The 18,078-nt window shown below is 40.4% G+C and carries 18 protein-coding genes; 6 read left to right on the top strand and 12 right to left on the bottom strand.

Annotation, left to right across the window (positions count from 1 at the left end):
• Nucleotides 1–253 precede the first annotated feature (253 nt).
• Both BDD39_RS15965 and BDD39_RS15960 read left to right on the top strand, forming a co-directional pair.
• The gene (locus BDD39_RS15965) at nucleotides 254–1,435 is read left to right on the top strand and encodes an IS701 family transposase (protein WP_166907872.1); all 1,182 of its coding nucleotides are present in this window, start codon (nucleotides 254–256) and stop codon (nucleotides 1,433–1,435) included.
• Nucleotides 1,436–1,627: 192 nt separating this feature from the next.
• The gene (locus BDD39_RS15960; RefSeq protein WP_166910144.1) at nucleotides 1,628–2,794 is read left to right on the top strand and encodes an iron-containing alcohol dehydrogenase; all 1,167 of its coding nucleotides are present in this window, start codon (nucleotides 1,628–1,630) and stop codon (nucleotides 2,792–2,794) included.
• 177 nt (nucleotides 2,795–2,971) lie between these two features.
• Here the strand turns inward: BDD39_RS15960 and BDD39_RS15955 are convergent, their stop codons facing one another.
• On the bottom strand, nucleotides 2,972–4,153 hold the full coding sequence (locus tag BDD39_RS15955; protein ID WP_166907872.1) for an IS701 family transposase: 1,182 nt from the start codon (nucleotides 4,151–4,153) through the stop codon (nucleotides 2,972–2,974).
• Nucleotides 4,154–4,408: 255 nt separating this feature from the next.
• Between BDD39_RS15955 and BDD39_RS16625 the strand changes: the two genes are divergently transcribed.
• Nucleotides 4,409–4,543, top strand: a complete 135-nt coding sequence (locus BDD39_RS16625) for a hypothetical protein (RefSeq protein ID WP_279587963.1) — start codon at nucleotides 4,409–4,411, stop codon at nucleotides 4,541–4,543.
• Between the two features lie 212 nt (nucleotides 4,544–4,755).
• Here the strand turns inward: BDD39_RS16625 and BDD39_RS15950 are convergent, their stop codons facing one another.
• From BDD39_RS15950 to BDD39_RS15900, 11 genes are all read right to left on the bottom strand, one after another.
• Nucleotides 4,756–5,328 carry a MerR family transcriptional regulator gene (locus BDD39_RS15950; RefSeq protein ID WP_166912513.1) on the bottom strand — a complete coding sequence of 191 codons (573 nt, stop codon included), beginning with the start codon at nucleotides 5,326–5,328 and terminating at the stop codon, nucleotides 4,756–4,758.
• Between the two features lie 280 nt (nucleotides 5,329–5,608).
• Nucleotides 5,609–5,986: a hypothetical protein gene (locus tag BDD39_RS15945; protein ID WP_166912511.1), complete on the bottom strand. Its 378-nt coding sequence runs from the start codon at nucleotides 5,984–5,986 to the stop codon at nucleotides 5,609–5,611.
• Between the two features lie 26 nt (nucleotides 5,987–6,012).
• On the bottom strand, nucleotides 6,013–6,390 hold the full coding sequence (locus BDD39_RS15940) for a hypothetical protein (RefSeq protein ID WP_166912509.1): 378 nt from the start codon (nucleotides 6,388–6,390) through the stop codon (nucleotides 6,013–6,015).
• Between the two features lie 355 nt (nucleotides 6,391–6,745).
• A complete protein-coding gene (locus BDD39_RS15935; RefSeq protein WP_166912507.1) occupies nucleotides 6,746–8,377 on the bottom strand; it encodes a hypothetical protein in 1,632 nt (543 codons plus the stop codon).
• A 258-nt stretch (nucleotides 8,378–8,635) separates the two neighbouring features.
• On the bottom strand, nucleotides 8,636–8,926 hold the full coding sequence (locus BDD39_RS15930; protein WP_166912505.1) for a hypothetical protein: 291 nt from the start codon (nucleotides 8,924–8,926) through the stop codon (nucleotides 8,636–8,638).
• Complete coding sequence (locus tag BDD39_RS15925) at nucleotides 8,923–9,246, bottom strand: hypothetical protein (protein ID WP_166912503.1); 324 nt, start codon at nucleotides 9,244–9,246, stop codon at nucleotides 8,923–8,925. Before BDD39_RS15925 ends, BDD39_RS15930 begins: the two co-directional genes overlap by 4 nt.
• A 31-nt stretch (nucleotides 9,247–9,277) precedes the next feature.
• A complete protein-coding gene (locus tag BDD39_RS15920) occupies nucleotides 9,278–9,808 on the bottom strand; it encodes a tyrosine-type recombinase/integrase (protein WP_166912501.1) in 531 nt (176 codons plus the stop codon).
• Between the two features lie 267 nt (nucleotides 9,809–10,075).
• Nucleotides 10,076–10,894, bottom strand: coding sequence for a BsaWI family type II restriction enzyme (locus BDD39_RS15915; protein ID WP_166912499.1), 819 nt, complete (start codon nucleotides 10,892–10,894; stop codon nucleotides 10,076–10,078).
• Nucleotides 10,895–12,130 (bottom strand): DNA cytosine methyltransferase, encoded by a 1,236-nt coding sequence (locus tag BDD39_RS15910; protein ID WP_166912497.1) that lies wholly within the window; start codon nucleotides 12,128–12,130, stop codon nucleotides 10,895–10,897.
• A gap of 180 nt (nucleotides 12,131–12,310) precedes the next feature.
• The gene (locus tag BDD39_RS15905) at nucleotides 12,311–12,790 is read right to left on the bottom strand and encodes a PDDEXK family nuclease (RefSeq protein WP_166912495.1); all 480 of its coding nucleotides are present in this window, start codon (nucleotides 12,788–12,790) and stop codon (nucleotides 12,311–12,313) included.
• 159 nt (nucleotides 12,791–12,949) lie between these two features.
• Nucleotides 12,950–13,156, bottom strand: coding sequence for a hypothetical protein (locus BDD39_RS15900; RefSeq protein WP_166912493.1), 207 nt, complete (start codon nucleotides 13,154–13,156; stop codon nucleotides 12,950–12,952).
• 1,800 nt (nucleotides 13,157–14,956) lie between these two features.
• On the opposite strand from BDD39_RS15900, the gene BDD39_RS15895 reads away from it, so the two are divergent.
• From BDD39_RS15895 to BDD39_RS15885, 3 genes are all read left to right on the top strand, one after another.
• Nucleotides 14,957–15,628 carry a hypothetical protein gene (locus BDD39_RS15895; protein ID WP_166912491.1) on the top strand — a complete coding sequence of 224 codons (672 nt, stop codon included), beginning with the start codon at nucleotides 14,957–14,959 and terminating at the stop codon, nucleotides 15,626–15,628.
• Nucleotides 15,629–15,738: 110 nt separating this feature from the next.
• The gene (locus BDD39_RS15890; RefSeq protein WP_166907872.1) at nucleotides 15,739–16,920 is read left to right on the top strand and encodes an IS701 family transposase; all 1,182 of its coding nucleotides are present in this window, start codon (nucleotides 15,739–15,741) and stop codon (nucleotides 16,918–16,920) included.
• Between the two features lie 192 nt (nucleotides 16,921–17,112).
• A partial coding sequence (locus BDD39_RS15885; RefSeq protein ID WP_166912489.1) for an iron-containing alcohol dehydrogenase occupies nucleotides 17,113–18,078 on the top strand: 966 nt, incomplete at its 3' end.

Below are 18,078 nucleotides of genomic sequence, written 5' to 3'. Positions count from 1 at the left end.
TTCACTCCTTTTGAATAATGCCTCTTGCAACATACCAAGAACTCTTTATAAAAATAAAATTTCATAAATATAATAAATTTTTAATGAAAGATATTTTTACCTAAAAATTACTCGAATCAATAAAGTTAGTTAACTGTAGATGAGCAAATTCGCTAACATAAATTTACAACCAAACAAAAAAAGAGACATGAACCCGATTCCTTGATTAGAATAGATGTGTCACCAAAACTATTCACAAGGAGGTTCATGTCTCATGAATAGATTAGCACATCATCAAGGAATCCACAAGTTTTTCACGATGTTGGGGTTGGCCCTTTATTTTTCAAAACCTGTCATGAAGCATCTCGTTCATATCGTGGATGCGCTGACCACCAAAGGATTTGCGGGAACATTGACCGATCTTCATCATTGGAGCTTTCATCCGAACCACCGCACGACACTCAGCCATTTTTTCACGAAAAGCCCTTGGGATGAAGAGACGCTGCTTCGCAAACTTCAACAGTGGATGCTTCGTCGTGTCGAACGCATCGCCAAACAGGAGAGTCAACCCCTTTTTGTTTCGATCGATGATACGATTTGCCAAAAAACCAAGCCTTCGTCACAGGCAACGCACGCCATTCAAGGGTGTGATTGGCACTATTCTCACACAGAGAAAAAGTCGATCTGGGGACATTCTCTCGTTTGGCTCATGGTTCATACGATGACCCAGGCTTTTCCCTTTGCGTTCCGCCTCTACGACAAGGCGGCTGGGAAAAGCAAGGGGGAACTCGCGATCGAGATGCTTTCTTCTTTGGATGTACACCGTCCTGTTTATGTGCTGATGGACTCTTGGTATCCATCGCAAACGCTCGTGGAAGCTTGTCTGAAAAAGGGATTCCACGTAATCGCAATGCTCAAGGCCAATCGGCTTCTTTATCCAAAAGGCATTGCGGTTCAGGTGAGGGAGTTTGCCCGCTACATCGAACCGAAAGACACTCACCTCGTCACGGTGGGAGAAGAGCGTTATCGGGTTTATCGCTACGAAGGCTCTCTCAAAGGTCTCGATGATGCCGTGGTGCTGCTCGCTTGGAAAGCCGATCAGCCGATGACATCGGAACATCTTCACTGCGTCTTGAGCACCGACCGGGATCTAAGCGATGAAGAGATCTTGCGCTACTATGCCCAGCGTTGGTCGATCGAATGTTTTTTCCGTCAAGCGAAAGACCAGCTGAAACTCGATGGATACCGCGTTCGCGGACGTCGGGCGGTGAAACGCTACTGGATCTTGGTGCAGCTTGCTTACGTGTACAGCATGTTCGAGTCGAACAGCGATTTTTCTGATGGGCTCGATCTTCTGCGCAAGAGAAAAGGACATAGCCTCGTGGAGTTCATTTACCGTGCAGCGAAACAAAATATTCCCATTGATACCGTGAAAAAACAGCTCCACGTGGCATAAGGGGTACCCTGTTTGTCTCTTTTACATGGTAATTATTGTAATTAAAATTGCTCAACTACAGTCATTAAGTATATTTTTTTACACTATATTATATTTTTATCACTACATGATAATAAAGTGCGTACTTCTCAATAAGTTTTATACACATTATACTAGCATCTGTAAACAATCACGAGTACTGGAGGGAGCAGCATGAATCGTTTTACTATTCCTCGCGATATTTATTTTGGAGAGAATGCTCTCGATGTTTTAAAAACACTGGAAGGAACAAAAGCTGCCCTCGTCATTGGCGGCAGCTCCGTCAAGAAAAACGGAAATCTTGATAAAATTCAGCAACTTCTTTCAGAGGCCAATATAGAAACAAAAGTGATTGATGGAATTACGACAGAACCAACAACCCAAATGGTAAAAAAAGGAGTGCGCATTCTTAATGATTTTCAGCCAGATTGGGTGATCGGGATTGGCGGCGGGTCAGTAATGGATGCGGCAAAAGCGATGTGGTTGTTCTACGAACATCCAGAATTGACATTTGAAGAAGCGACACGTCCATTTAGCCTGCCACGCTTACGCACAAGGGCAAAGTTCGTGGGGATCCCAACGACAAGCGGAAGTGCATCAGAAATATCCAATTTATCGGTTATTACTGATGCAGAAACAGGGGTCAAATATCCACTGGCTGATTTTGAACTGACGCCAGACATGGCGATTATTGATCCGATTATGGTCCAATCCATGCCGAAGCACGTTACAGCCTACAGCGGGATGGACGCAATCACACATAGTATTGAAGCATACGTAGCAAAGCCTCGTACGATTTTCACAGATTCCTTGGCTATTGAAGCAGCTCAAGTACTGAAAGAAAATCTTCTTGCTTCTTACCACGGAGATGCTAAAGCCCGCGAACAAGTTCATTACGCTCAGGCGATGGCTGGAATGGCATTTGCTAACGCGGTGCTAGGAAATGTGCACAGTCTTTCACACAAAAGCGGCCCAATATTTAACATTCCGCATGGATGTGCCAATGCGATTTATTTACCATATGTAATCCAATTTAATCGCACGGTAGTCGAGGAACGTTATGCAGCAATTGCCAAACGGCTCGGTCTGAATGGGGAAAACAACAAAGAATTGGTGGATTCACTCATTGCTTGGATTCGTGACTTGAATAATAAGATGAATATTCCAAATACACTTCAAGAATACGGAGTGTCCGAAGAAACGTTCACCGCACACGTGGATGAAATGGCGGCCAATGCCGTAAAAGATCCTTGTACAAGCACAAATCCGCGTGAAACTTCTGTAGAAGAAATGAAAAAATTATATATCGCAGCGTTTTATGGTCTAGATGTCGACTTCTAAACAAATAAAAAAAAGCAAAGCCTGTCACTAACATTCTTACCAGCGATAAAAAGATCGGATTCCATTGAATCTGATCTTTTTATCCCACCGTTTGCTTTTATATTTATATTACCATACTGTAGTTGAGCAATTTTAATTACAATAATTACCATGTAAAAGAGACAAACAGGGTACCCCTTATGCCACGTGGAGCTGTTTTTTCACGGTATCAATGGGAATATTTTGTTTCGCTGCACGGTAAATGAACTCCACGAGGCTATGTCCTTTTCTCTTGCGCAGAAGATCGAGCCCATCAGAAAAATCGCTGTTCGACTCGAACATGCTGTACACGTAAGCAAGCTGCACCAAGATCCAGTAGCGTTTCACCGCCCGACGTCCGCGAACGCGGTATCCATCGAGTTTCAGCTGGTCTTTCGCTTGACGGAAAAAACATTCGATCGACCAACGCTGGGCATAGTAGCGCAAGATCTCTTCATCGCTTAGATCCCGGTCGGTGCTCAAGACGCAGTGAAGATGTTCCGATGTCATCGGCTGATCGGCTTTCCAAGCGAGCAGCACCACGGCATCATCGAGACCTTTGAGAGAGCCTTCGTAGCGATAAACCCGATAACGCTCTTCTCCCACCGTGACGAGGTGAGTGTCTTTCGGTTCGATGTAGCGGGCAAACTCCCTCACCTGAACCGCAATGCCTTTTGGATAAAGAAGCCGATTGGCCTTGAGCATTGCGATTACGTGGAATCCCTTTTTCAGACAAGCTTCCACGAGCGTTTGCGATGGATACCAAGAGTCCATCAGCACATAAACAGGACGGTGTACATCCAAAGAAGAAAGCATCTCGATCGCGAGTTCCCCCTTGCTTTTCCCAGCCGCCTTGTCGTAGAGGCGGAACGCAAAGGGAAAAGCCTGGGTCATCGTATGAACCATGAGCCAAACGAGAGAATGTCCCCAGATCGACTTTTTCTCTGTGTGAGAATAGTGCCAATCACACCCTTGAATGGCGTGCGTTGCCTGTGACGAAGGCTTGGTTTTTTGGCAAATCGTATCATCGATCGAAACAAAAAGGGGTTGACTCTCCTGTTTGGCGATGCGTTCGACACGACGAAGCATCCACTGTTGAAGTTTGCGAAGCAGCGTCTCTTCATCCCAAGGGCTTTTCGTGAAAAAATGGCTGAGTGTCGTGCGGTGGTTCGGATGAAAGCTCCAATGATGAAGATCGGTCAATGTTCCCGCAAATCCTTTGGTGGTCAGCGCATCCACGATATGAACGAGATGCTTCATGACAGGTTTTGAAAAATAAAGGGCCAACCCCAACATCGTGAAAAACTTGTGGATTCCTTGATGATGTGCTAATCTATTCATGAGACATGAACCTCCTTGTGAATAGTTTTGGTGACACATCTATTCTAATCAAGGAATCGGGTTCATGTCTCTTTTTTTGTTTGGTTGTAAATTTATGTTAGCGAATTTGCTCATCTACAGTTATTGTATAGTTTTTCGATGATTAACAACCTTCCTTCTTGGAGAGGAATCATCTTTCAAAAATATCAACTAAAAAAAGCGATTTTGGATCATGCAAAAAAAAATAACTTCAAAATCAAAGAAGAGGATCTGAATGTGAAGGAACATCGAATTCCGCAAAAGGACAAATTTATTCCAACCCTTGTCGATTTTGACAGGGAAAAAATCATTTATGATCCGATTGAGATTAACGAAGACAGTATGATCGATGAAAGCTCTATCTTCGAATAGAGCTTATCCTGCTATGCGAAAAAATCGAAGACAATAAAAAAGATCGGGGATCTATGCACGTCATAGAGCCCTTTTTATTTTTTTGCGTTTTTTTGGCCAAATTAGGCCTGTTTTTTCTCGGTCAAAGGGTTTGTTATTCCCCACGTCCAAAAGACGTCTTATCGGTCAAAATAAACCGTAAAAAAGGGTAGTTTTTCAAAACTACCCGGCTATTATTCTTTCGAAAATAACTTGGCTAAAATTCCGGTTCGTTTTTTCTTCGTTTTTTCCATGGATTGTTTCAATGATCCTAAAAAGAACTGATCCCGCTCGCCAAAAAGAGATTTCAGCTGTTCGTTTTGTTCGACCAGCTGTCTGTTTTGTTCGATCAGCTGTTTGTTTTGTTCGATCAGCTGTTTGTTTTGTTGTTCTAACATCGCCAATCGTTGAATCAGTGCTTGCTGGAATTGCGTTTGCTGTTCGCGGAATTGTTTTTGCTGTTCCGCTTCTTCCAACAGCTTGTCCATTTTCTTTTCGAGTTCGGATTGATGCGGTTTCGGCTCAAATGCTTCAATTTCGCCATTTAACCAAGCTCGAATTTCATCATATCCCAGTCCTTGCTCTTGGATTTTCTTTCGAATTTCTTTCAATGTCGCGATGTTGTCCAGCGAGTAGCGACGATGACCGCCTTCTGTCCTGGCCGTTTGAATATTGAACTCATTGCACCAAGTCTTGAGTAACTCCGGATCGACGCCAACCATTTTGGCGGCTGCTTTGGGTGTAAATAATTCCGCCGTTTTTTCCACGATTCTCCCCCTTTTATGCTTCAAAAAGCAATCGAAGTCGCACATTCCGATGATTTTTTAACTTTTCCCATATTTCATGGATGTGATCCGACAAAAAAAGAAAGATCGGTGTCGCCATGTTCCATTCCTTCGGTTGGAATGAAAGTCTTTTAGTATGGACATCTTGAAAATCGAATGGATCAAAATTCATTTCAAATCTCCTTCGATTTCGATTTCGTTAGCTTTTCATCAAATTCCTTCCGAAATCGAAACCGAGATATTTCATTTTTCGTTCAATTTTTCATAACGAAAGAAAAACGATTTTCACGTGTTCTTTCTTCGATTGTAAAATAGTTAAGCCGAAAAAATCCACCTTTCCGAAAAAGATCTCAAAAAATTGATCGGCAGTAGTTTCTACTGCCATTTTTTTATACTCCAGAAACAAAAAAGCCACCTTCTCGGCGAAATTAGCCCCGAAAAACGGGGATGTTTTTTCATAGGAGGTATTTATTTTTTCTTTTTCAAAAAGTGCTATCAAAAAAAACGTCTTATATGGGTTTTTTTTTGATACACCCACACATGGAACTAGTCCCCCAACAAAAAACATCCCCCTAAAACGCTCAAAATAAGGTCTATTTCGGCTTGTTTTTGGTTTAGGTATATTAAATATTCCCCCCAATAAAAAAACGCCTAAAAAAGGCGTTTTTACGACTTATATTGTCTTTTGGATCGAATGGCAATCGCCTGCATCAATACGTTTAATTCTTCCTCCCCCAGCATGGAAACATCCGCGAGGGACACGGGAAAACCATTGTAAAGGGACATTCCAAATCCCACCAGCCGCCTTGTTGTTCCGGTCAATGCTCCGTAATTATGTCCGTATTCCACTGCCGTTTCCTCGCTGCTCAAATAGACTAACGGTCCAAACTCGGTACTTATTTTTTCAACGAAGCATTTAAAAATCTCCGGGTATGCTGCAATGTAAATGCTTGCTTCGTACTCAACATCCTCCCCTTGTTTCAAACCATAAAGATTCATCAAATACCAATAATTTTTCTTATGATCCTCATTCAAAAAATACATCCTTGTCCCCCTCTTTCAATTCATCAAAATCATTTTACTCATTATAATCCAAAAAACAAAATGAATGGAAAAATTCCTTCAAATTTTATTGTTCGAATCAACAAAACAAAGTAAAAATAAAGTAAAATAAACACCATTGTTGGCGAGGACACAAATATGAATGACTAAAGGTGTCTTTCAATAGATAAGTTAGAGTTTCAATCAATCATATAATCGGCACACAAAAAGAGTGGTTAATGGTATAAAAATTCCTCCATTTTTTTTCTCTAGAGCCATGCGGTTTCTCTAATTGAACATATATAAAAATCGTTCCAAAAACCCCGGGTTTGTAATTTATAAAAATTAAAAATGAGTGCTAAATCGCACTCATTTCTTTTATTGCTTTTTCTAATATCAAAATATTATTGACTGGATCGTTATCGGCAAACTCATCCATCATTTTGAATAAATCGAATTCGATGATATTTTCCATTTTCTTTAGGCTGATCATTTCCGTTAAAACAAAGATTGTTTTCGCTCCTCTTCCTCTTTTTTCTTCGTAATACAATTCTCCATCCTTTTTCATCTGTTCCAAAATATCTTTCAGTGTAAGAATATTGATGCCTGTTGCTTCGGCTAATGTCTTTCTATTGCCTTCCACAATCCCGCCGTTTGTTCTTAAATAATCAATAAGTTTCTGCTTGTTTTTGGTTTGATATATTCCTTTGCTTTCGTATGTATTAAAACGGAAATAACCTCTCAAATTGCATTCAATTCCTGTACAAATTTCTACCCAATCCGAGTGAAAGCATTTATACTTATCACTGTAAGCATGACGAATACATTTTAATGCTTCATTAACCGTAAAATGTTCTCCGTATATCCGAATGTTATCTACTTTTGGTTGCCATTCGGACAAAATGTAATTTTCGCATTCTTCTTGGGAATAACCCAAAAATTTCATCACTAAAGCTAAAGTAAAGCAAGCATGATCACGTAAGTAAATATTTTCTGCTTCAAACAACGCTTTGATGGCAGGGTGTTTTCTAATTGCTTCTGTCGTGAAATCTAAAATTTTAACCCCTGCCTCTGCTTCTTTTCTTCTCCGTTCATCCCGTTCTTTTAGCAGCCACCGAAAATCATTAATGTTATATACAATTTCGTTGTATTTCCGAATGAATTTGGATTCTCTAGGATTATTTTTACCGATCGCGTAAATATGATTGGCATTTTTACAAGCATCATCCGCAATTTCTAATTTCCGAATCATTTCTTGAAGGACTTGTTCGTATAAATACACGGAAGAAGGCGTTCCTGTCATCGGTTCAATCAAAATACAAGCTTGATAGTTCCCTTTTGTTTTCGTATCCCAGATCATAGCAGGATATGCTTTTATCCGTTCGAAAATGTAATAATACAGCTCTTCTTTTGTCATCACGATCTTATGCTTGTCTAAATCAAAATCCAATATAAAGGCACCCAAAAGCGACAACATTTCTTTCGTAAAGAATTTATGGCTGATAAACATATTCGGCGTGAAATAATTGTATTTTCTTGAACGAATAATCAATTTATCGAGGCTATTTATTACTGTTTGCCGGTTGATTAATTTACTTTCATGATCGATGTCAAACAGAAACGCTTTTAAATAAATTTTACGCCCTTTTTTATCTAGTTCACCGCGTCGGTGGTCAAAATGATCACGGAAAATAGTTTTGAAAAACTCTTTTTGCGTAATGTTTCTCCCAATTTCTTTTTTCTTTCTTTTTTTCTTTTTCTCCAATTGAGGAAGAATATCGCGAATAAAGATTAAACGAAGCAAACGATGATATTCTTCTTCCACAAAAACTTTTTTGTAAATGTATGTACTTTGCATTAATTTACCGATGGATGATTGCCCGAGTTCTTTTATTACTGTTTCTGCATGCACTTCTTTGTAGCATTGTTCTTTGATAAATGCTAATTGTTCTGGACTAAAATATTTTTCCATTTCTTCGATCGTCATCATAAAAAAATCCCTCCCGTTGAAAAAATCCAGGAGAGATCCCAACAAAAGAAGGATTTTATCCTTTTCTGCCAAATTTAATTGACAGAATGAGTTTTTCTTTTTAATATGAAATCATCGAATCAGTTTTTGTTGGGATCTCTTTCTTTGGGGCAACGTGCTGCGAACACGTTGCCCTTTTTCTTTCACTCTATTAAATTTTGGTTGAAAAATCTAGTTTCTATCTTCCTTTTTTTGTCGTATGATCGCGAAATCCCTTTTCTATTTCATAAACAACAGCTTCATTCTTATATTTGGATGCTCTTTCAATTTCACATAAATTTCATCTAAAAAGACATTTAGACATTCGCATGTATCATCGTCATTTGGACCGCAAAATTCGCATTCATGTGGTATTGAAGAATGACAAATTTCGTAAGGAAGATCTTTCCCTTCACAAAATAACTCATATTCCATTCCGTTTATTTTAAAATGAATACAGAAAAATCCCTCATCATCTTCTTCTAAACGCACATTTTCAAACTCCAACTCATCCACAAACCCTGGAATCATTTTATATCCCCTCCCGAATCACGAAACAAAAAGAACAAACGCAAATCGCTTTTTTCTTTGAGCCAATTTTCAATATAAGATTCGATCATGGAAGCGTATGGCTGATCGAATGTGTATTCTAAACTCGTATATTCTGGATAATAAGGAAAGCCGTATTCGTCATATTCTACACGATACGGTTTATAAATAATCGTTCCGTCCTCTTCAACACAAACATCCAAAGGAATAAAATCATCATCCGCTTCTAAAATCTCCCAATACTCATTTTCTGGTAGAACTTGATGTGTATTTTCGTTAATGTAAAAAGTAAAAGTTTTCATTTCTCTCCCCTCCCACAAGAATCAAAAAAGATCACAAATCATGCTCCGCAACAGCTTCTGCTAATTTCTTTTTCTCCCATCCGATATAACGAAGTGTATCTCCGGCATTTTCATGCTGCAAAAGTTCCATCACAAGCGAAATATCATAACCAGAATCGATGTAAAGATGATATGCTTTGGTTTTTCGAATCGAATGAGCTCCCAGATTTTCTTCGAGATTTAACATTTTCCCTGCTTTATTCATGATCCGGTAAAGCGTTGTGCGATCCATATTAAACAGCTTGTCGTCATTATCCATGTACTGAATATACGATTTCACCATGTTATACACCCGATCATTTAAACGAATTTCTAACGCTTTTCCGGTTTTTTTCGCACGAACTCGAACAATCCCGTCTTTGACGTCTTTTACTCGTAAATTTAATAGATCACTAGGTCTTAATGCCGTAGCAAGCCCAATTTCAAAACAAAGTAAATTACGCTCGCCATTGACCATGCTTTTTAATACTTTTTTTACTCTTGGAATATCTGCTTTATCATAAATTGGATCAACAAATTCCATAGATGATCACCCCTTTTTTGATTCACCTATGCAACATAATACCAAAGAAAAAGCCAAAGTCCTTCAATACCTTAACAAAAAAATAAAAAAATGCAACAAAAAATCCTTTTGTTGCATGAAAGTAAAAAAATCTATATTTTGCAGCCTAGAATTTTTCACACATCCCCCGCACACATGAAAAGAGCCGCCCAGGAAGGCGACTCTACTTATGTATGCCAATATGCTAATTTACAATTTTACTAAAGACATAGGTTGAACATCTAATTGTTATTTTTGTCCTGCTTTCCATTCATGATTAAACCATTGCCGTCTATGCAGCCAATCCTCTGCTGCCTCACGTGCATGTTGTACAAACAATTCAAGGTTGATATCAATCGGATAAATACGATCAATCGTTGGCTTGTCCCAAAATACATACATACCATGCCAGCCATTCAATCTATAATTACTTGTTCCTCCATTTACCATTGCGATAAATTTGGGCATTTTTAAAAAGTCTCCATCTAAACAGATAGCAACTGACCAAAAGAAAGCTTCCATCGCCTTCATCGAAGGCTCACGGTCACGGGTGACTCTATCGCGTATGCTTGTTTTCGATTGAATGCAGCCAAACACATACTCTTTGTCGTTATTCCGCACTGTAATGTACAAATCAAATACGTTAGAAGAAATTTGCTCTTTTAACCAATTTATGTCGCGTGGTTCATTTGCAATCTCTTGGTTTTCAATCATCATGTTTAAGTCTTTTTGGAGCAAAATACGCATTCCATATTCTTCTAAACTGCTATTCCCTAGTAGTTTAATCATTTCCTCAAAGGCATGTCCACTGGATTTTTTCCAGCTATTCTCCGCTGATATGACCTTTTGAATAATATCTGGGTCTGCTATACCTGATTTACGATCCATATGGGCTGAATACACAGCTTTCCAGATTTCAGCCGCTTCGACATTTGGAAACTCTCTCATAGCTGAGATCATTGTGTCACGGATTGCCTTTTTTTGCGAAACTCGTTCATCACCCACTGCATTCATCGTTTCTTCAAATATCTTGGCATAGGTGCTGATACAATACTCAAAAAAATTCATCTAGACCCCCTCCGTAACTTTAACTCCTTCAAGAATTTCTTTTATAACCAGCCCCCAATGATAAGCCAACAAAGGGGGCACGGCATCCCCAATCTGTTCATATTTATCCTGTTGTGGGTCTTTATGAGGTGCTACAAATTTTCCGCCTTTGAAATCATAGAAATCAGGAAAACTTTGCAAACGTGCAACCTCACGAATCGTCAATGCTCGATTTTTGATCGGATGAACCAACTCGCTTAAACAATGTGATGTTACAGTTACGCTCGGCTTATCAGGAGATAATCTTCGATTTCTTTGGATATACCACTTATTTGGAATTATCTTCTCCTTCTGAAGCCGCTCGATTTCTTCAGGTCCATGTTCAGCCATCAACTTATCGAATAGATCTTTCAATCCTTCCCCCTGTTTAATCATTTCAAAACGTTTGATAGTCCCTTTTCGATGAACAGGAGCGAAATGATATGTCAATGCTAATTCTTTCTTCTCAAACTTCCAGAAATCCCTATCCTTCATAAGCTTGCTGTAAGCAGAATCAATGTCTTTATATTGTTCTACCTCAATTTCCTCTCCATTCTCTAGCTTCTTCTTTGCAGAATTAATCGTTTCTTTCGGTTCTTCAGGTAAATCTATAAATGCTTCCTCTACGGTCACAATTTTTCTGTTTTTAGCAACTGGAACACGTAAATCCAATTTTTCACGACTGGCTAAAATAAAAAAACGCTCTCTTGATTGAGGAACACCAAAATCTTCTGCATTTAATATCGTAGATATATGGTGAACGTATCCATATTTCGCTAAATCATCATAAATTTCATCAATAATCAAACGATCACTATCTTTTGCCACTTTCTTCGTCTGGATACCAGGAACGTTTTCAAATAAAATCATCCGTGCATTTACAGCATCAGCAAGACGAATAGCTTCACGATATAAAAACTGACGATGATCATAGAAACTACGAGAAGTTGCTCCTGCTGTACTAAACGTCTCGCAAGGCATTCCAGCTGTAAGTATATCCACTACACGATTCCCTACGATACGCTTAACCTCTTCTTCAGTTACATCACGGATATCTTTATTGATAACAGGAACATCTTTGTGGTTAGCCGTATATGTTTCTACACAAGATTCTACCAACTCGATAGCTAATAACGTTTCAAATCCTGCTGCTCGAAATCCTGTACAGATTCCTCCAGGCCCAGAAAAACAATCTATATGTGTTAATCGTCTAGTCATGATGCTTCACTCACCCAAACATATTTTCTTATAAAGTTAAGTATAACGAAAACAAATGGTTTTGTCTTGTTTTTGGTGATATTCCAATAATTTCTGGTTGTTAAAGTTGAAAAAACGCGATCAATTTCGAAATCGATTACGTTTCTTCAACAAATAAAAAAAAGAGAGCCGTATAAAGGCTCAGATTATTGACAATGAATATTTGTTAAACAAATGCATTATGGCTTGAGCACATCTGTCAGGATCCTGTTTTATTTTGGATCCAGGCACAGGAACAACGATAATATTTTCGACTCGTAAATCTCTACGTCTTTCCTGATCGTATATTTTGTACTGTGCAGTTTTATGATGACTACCATCAGCCTCAATCGCAACCATGAATGGAACATCCAATTTATATAAAAAATCCACTCGATAATTTTTACCATTAGAACATTTAATCCATTGCTGGACGAGAGGCTTATTTGAATTTGCTCTACACAAAGCATCGTACAGAAGCAGCTCAATCGAGGTTTCGCAATCGTGGTGGAAATGATCCAGGACACTTTCTAACCATTTCATTTCTCGTCGCATCAACTCAAACGTATCCCAATCATATATTCTCCACCATCTATTGCTTTGGTAAATTTCCTGCCATGATTTGAACTCTTCTGGTGTCACCTTTATATTCAGCAGCTCTTCTTTCGAAGGATACCGTTTCTTAATACCGTTAACATTCCTCCCTGTTCTTATAATGAAACAAATGTCTCATGTTTATACATAAAAAGAGAAACCCTACCTTGATTTGAACTCGGCAGGGTTTCCCTTTTTTCGTTATGATCAACCCACTTCTTCAATTCGATAATGCAAGCTTTTTTCAAGCTTGTTTATTCTTCGTTCTACTTTTTCCAAATCATGCAATAATCTTAAATAATCCCTATCCGTCATTTTTTCGTAGGAATCACATAACTGAAACAGCAACTCCACTTTTTGTACATTCAAATCCGTATATTCGCGAATCTTTTTCATATTTAAATTAAAAAACATAATTAATTTCAGCTCCTTCTTTACTGAGTTTTATTAAATAAACGCCAACTCAGCAAAGAAGACTTAGATTTCCCCATTATAGTTTTCCCTCTCTCTTTCTCCTACACTAGCATTATATGAAACGTAAAAAAAATATATGAATAAATCGTCTTTATTTCAAAAAACAAAAGTTTTTTAGATGGATCTTCTCTCGGATAACAAAAACCGAGCGAAAGAACCAACACCTATGGGACAAGCTGGGGCTTGTCCAAGTTACCAGACAAGCCTTTTGTTTTTTGGGGATACAAAAAAGCGATCCAACAAGCGTTTTGGCTTATTAGATCGCTTTTTTTTGTTATTTTAATTTTACTTGATCATTAAACAATCAAAAACACCACCCTTTTGTTCTTTTGCCTGCCGGCGGCAACCGCGTGCAACGCGGTTCTTTTTTTGTTTTGGGCGTTTGTTGATTGATGTCGAATGAAGTCGATCCGATCATATGGGAATAGCATGGAGAATAGAATAACATTGTTCGTTAGAACAAAGATTGGAAAATTTTAACAAATTTTAAAAGAAGGGGGTAAAATAAGAATAACAAGGAACAAGCGAACTCAATTGTGGAATATGGTCCATATCCCGATCCAATTGGCTTGTTGCGAAGCAAAAGCCTTTTGGATCGGGCTCGCGTTAGCGAGAGTAAAAGGATGAATTGTTCCTTGTTCCCATGTAAAAGATCAACCAATAATTAAATATTTTTATTTGATCCAAATGGAAGGCTGCCAACCTTCCTGCATGTTGATAATGCCAAAGGAAAACGCCAAATGATTCATGATCGCCAAGTTTCAACGCCGTGCAGGAAGGTGGCTGCCAACCACTTTTCTGCACAAATGAACTTCTAACTTTCTTTGTAGCCGGAACCACTTCCCTAGGTGGTATCCGGTGCGTTGGGAGTAACCCCGGCTGCCAACCGGGAACGCTACCCAACGCGGGGCTCGCATGGTGCATCGAGAGGTGCTCGCCATGTGGGGATAGGGGCTGTCGCGGAAACGCGGCTTCTACCTACTGTTTTCTTAACGAATATGGGCGACTAGGAAATAGTGGAACAACAGCTGTGTTGTTCTGCTCGCTGTTAACCGAAGTGGTGCGGACATTGGTCCTAATCCACCACGGGGGATAGGAGAGATCCTATAACCCGTGCCCGGCGGGGGAGGGTAGCTCGAAAGCATGCAAGGGTGGCACCTTGTAGGCGAGTAGGGTGAATCACCGGTAACGGTGAACCCAAATAGCTCAACCCGTAAAGGCTTGCGAACATGCTCGCAAGTAAAGCCTCCGTATCGGCTGCTTTGCAGTGTCGGAAGGAGGCAACCGGGTCAGGTTTTTGTGGAGTGGTGAGGCGAAACCGCGTGGAAGGCGTGATGTACTGAAAGCCGTTTTAACGGTAAGTAAGGGGGGTTTTCCATATTCTACCCCGGGTTTTACACCCACAAGTCACGCTGGAGCAGCCAGACCACAAAAACGTAACGGTAACAGCTAACTAGGCGAGATCCGAACGGCTTTCCGTGGCGGGAAAGTGCGAGGATCGGGAGCTCGCAGAGTAATCTTCCCTTATGGGAGCACTGGGAGGGCAACGCAGTCTTCCCAGTGTCAACCGTTGAAGACGGGTGGCACCGTCGGAGGTTGGGATGAAATGGCAGACCCTTATGAAGAAAGTTAGAAGGCGACGGTGTGGCAGCCGTCGCGACCTGGCGGTCATGAGTTTCTTTGGCGTTTTTCCTTGTTTTTATTCTTACTTTTCGTATAACCATCGGGAGGTGGTTTGGTATGAAACTCAACTATTTGTGCAGAAACTGGCAATCGTTAGTGGAAAACATGGTTGATCTTGTTGGGCATGGGTATTATTACGTTTGCGTTATTCCTTTACCACGTAGAAAGGAACAAAAATTTTTCGAGATAGATTATAAAATTATGCGTAGTTATCATGCGTTCTACAATAAATTGCAAAGTAAGGACAAATATTACCGCCGCAAGAAAAAAGGATTAGCGAATTTTCGCTATTTGCGGTGGGACAATATTGCGGTTGTGCTTCATACGCCTGGCATGATCATCGTGTCAGGGGATCATTATGTGCTCAATACGACCAAACGAAAAAAGGCAAAAGACAAAAAGTTTCTCACGGTGGATCAAGCCAAACGGCAAGAAGGACTTACCAAGTACGATATTCAAAATTACGTTATCGAATATACGGACCCATTCGAAGATGTTCGACAATCTCCTGTTGTGTTAAAAATAAGCGATCATTTACATTTAGAAATCCGACTGCTGGAGAAGATCGAACGTGAAAAACCGAAAAAAGGAGAAAAAAAGGGGGAAATTATTAAACGGAAACAGCAAGTAACGGTGAAAATGACAAAACAGATGTACAAAGCAAAATTGGTAGAATTAAAAGAATTGGTCGAGCATCAAGCGAGAAGCAAATTATTGTACTGTAGATGAGCAAATTCGCTAACATAAATTTACAACCAAACAAAAAAAGAGACATGAACCCGATTCCTTGATTAGAATAGATGTGTCACCAAAACTATTCACAAGGAGGTTCATGTCTCATGAATAGATTAGCACATCATCAAGGAATCCACAAGTTTTTCACGATGTTGGGGTTGGCCCTTTATTTTTCAAAACCTGTCATGAAGCATCTCGTTCATATCGTGGATGCGCTGACCACCAAAGGATTTGCGGGAACATTGACCGATCTTCATCATTGGAGCTTTCATCCGAACCACCGCACGACACTCAGCCATTTTTTCACGAAAAGCCCTTGGGATGAAGAGACGCTGCTTCGCAAACTTCAACAGTGGATGCTTCGTCGTGTCGAACGCATCGCCAAACAGGAGAGTCAACCCCTTTTTGTTTCGATCGATGATACGATTTGCCAAAAAACCAAGCCTTCGTCACAGGCAACGCACGCCATTCAAGGGTGTGATTGGCACTATTCTCACACAGAGAAAAAGTCGATCTGGGGACATTCTCTCGTTTGGCTCATGGTTCATACGATGACCCAGGCTTTTCCCTTTGCGTTCCGCCTCTACGACAAGGCGGCTGGGAAAAGCAAGGGGGAACTCGCGATCGAGATGCTTTCTTCTTTGGATGTACACCGTCCTGTTTATGTGCTGATGGACTCTTGGTATCCATCGCAAACGCTCGTGGAAGCTTGTCTGAAAAAGGGATTCCACGTAATCGCAATGCTCAAGGCCAATCGGCTTCTTTATCCAAAAGGCATTGCGGTTCAGGTGAGGGAGTTTGCCCGCTACATCGAACCGAAAGACACTCACCTCGTCACGGTGGGAGAAGAGCGTTATCGGGTTTATCGCTACGAAGGCTCTCTCAAAGGTCTCGATGATGCCGTGGTGCTGCTCGCTTGGAAAGCCGATCAGCCGATGACATCGGAACATCTTCACTGCGTCTTGAGCACCGACCGGGATCTAAGCGATGAAGAGATCTTGCGCTACTATGCCCAGCGTTGGTCGATCGAATGTTTTTTCCGTCAAGCGAAAGACCAGCTGAAACTCGATGGATACCGCGTTCGCGGACGTCGGGCGGTGAAACGCTACTGGATCTTGGTGCAGCTTGCTTACGTGTACAGCATGTTCGAGTCGAACAGCGATTTTTCTGATGGGCTCGATCTTCTGCGCAAGAGAAAAGGACATAGCCTCGTGGAGTTCATTTACCGTGCAGCGAAACAAAATATTCCCATTGATACCGTGAAAAAACAGCTCCACGTGGCATAAGGGGTACCCTGTTTGTCTCTTTTACATGGTAATTATTGTAATTAAAATTGCTCAACTACAGTCATTAAGTATATTTTTTTACACTATATTATATTTTTATCACTACATGATAATAAAGTGCGTACTTCTCAATAAGTTTTATACACATTATACTAGCATCTGTAAACAATCACGAGTACTGGAGGGAGCAGCATGAATCGTTTTACTATTCCTCGCGATATTTATTTTGGAGAGAATGCTCTCGATGTTTTAAAAACACTGGAAGGAACAAAAGCTGCCCTCGTCATTGGCGGCAGCTCCGTCAAGAAAAACGGAAATCTTGATAAAATTCAGCAACTTCTTTCAGAGGCCAATATAGAAACAAAAGTGATTGATGGAATTACGACAGAACCAACAACCCAAATGGTAAAAAAAGGAGTGCGCATTCTTAATGATTTTCAGCCAGATTGGGTGATCGGGATTGGCGGCGGGTCAGTAATGGATGCGGCAAAAGCGATGTGGTTGTTCTACGAACATCCAGAATTGACATTTGAAGAAGCGACACGTCCATTTAGCCTGCCACGCTTACGCACAAGGGCAAAGTTCGTGGGGATCCCAACGACAAGCGGAAGTGCATCAGAAATATCCAATTTATCGGTTATTACTGATGCAGAAACAGGGGTCAAATATCCACTGGCTGATTTTGAACTGACGCCAGACATGGCGATTATTGATCCGATTATGGTCCAATCCATGCCGAAGCACGTTACAGCCTACAGCGGGATGGACGCAATCACACATAGTATTGAAGCATACGTAGCAAAGCCTCGTACGATTTTCACAGATTCCTTGGCTATTGAAGCAGCTCAAGTACTGAAAGAAAATCTTCTTGCTTCTTACCACGGAGATGCTAAAGCCCGCGAACAAGTTCATTACGCTCAGGCGATGGCTGGAATGGCATTTGCTAACGCGGTGCTAGGAAATGTGCACAGTCTTTCACACAAAAGCGGCCCAATATTTAACATTCCGCATGGATGTGCCAATGCGATTTATTTACCATATGTAATCCAATTTAATCGCACGGTAGTCGAGGAACGTTATGCAGCAATTGCCAAACGGCTCGGTCTGAATGGGGAAAACAACAAAGAATTGGTGGATTCACTCATTGCTTGGATTCGT

The sequence above is a fragment of the Saccharococcus thermophilus genome (genome assembly GCF_011761475.1).
Taxonomy (GTDB): domain Bacteria; phylum Bacillota; class Bacilli; order Bacillales; family Anoxybacillaceae; genus Saccharococcus; species Saccharococcus thermophilus.
This window is presented reverse-complemented; position numbering and strand designations above follow the sequence as displayed.

Coding starts and splice junctions, on each gene's coding strand:
- BDD39_RS15965 (WP_166907872.1), top strand. CDS start 254: ATGAATAGATTAGCACATCATCAAGGAATCCACAAGTTTTTCACGATG.
- BDD39_RS15960 (WP_166910144.1), top strand. CDS start 1,628: ATGAATCGTTTTACTATTCCTCGCGATATTTATTTTGGAGAGAATGCT.
- BDD39_RS15955 (WP_166907872.1), bottom strand. CDS start 4,153: ATGAATAGATTAGCACATCATCAAGGAATCCACAAGTTTTTCACGATG.
- BDD39_RS15940 (WP_166912509.1), bottom strand. CDS start 6,390: ATGTATTTTTTGAATGAGGATCATAAGAAAAATTATTGGTATTTGATG.
- BDD39_RS15935 (WP_166912507.1), bottom strand. CDS start 8,377: ATGATGACGATCGAAGAAATGGAAAAATATTTTAGTCCAGAACAATTA.
- BDD39_RS15930 (WP_166912505.1), bottom strand. CDS start 8,926: ATGATTCCAGGGTTTGTGGATGAGTTGGAGTTTGAAAATGTGCGTTTA.
- BDD39_RS15925 (WP_166912503.1), bottom strand. CDS start 9,246: ATGAAAACTTTTACTTTTTACATTAACGAAAATACACATCAAGTTCTA.
- BDD39_RS15920 (WP_166912501.1), bottom strand. CDS start 9,808: ATGGAATTTGTTGATCCAATTTATGATAAAGCAGATATTCCAAGAGTA.
- BDD39_RS15915 (WP_166912499.1), bottom strand. CDS start 10,894: ATGAATTTTTTTGAGTATTGTATCAGCACCTATGCCAAGATATTTGAA.
- BDD39_RS15910 (WP_166912497.1), bottom strand. CDS start 12,130: ATGACTAGACGATTAACACATATAGATTGTTTTTCTGGGCCTGGAGGA.
- BDD39_RS15900 (WP_166912493.1), bottom strand. CDS start 13,156: ATGTTTTTTAATTTAAATATGAAAAAGATTCGCGAATATACGGATTTG.
- BDD39_RS15895 (WP_166912491.1), top strand. CDS start 14,957: ATGAAACTCAACTATTTGTGCAGAAACTGGCAATCGTTAGTGGAAAAC.
- BDD39_RS15890 (WP_166907872.1), top strand. CDS start 15,739: ATGAATAGATTAGCACATCATCAAGGAATCCACAAGTTTTTCACGATG.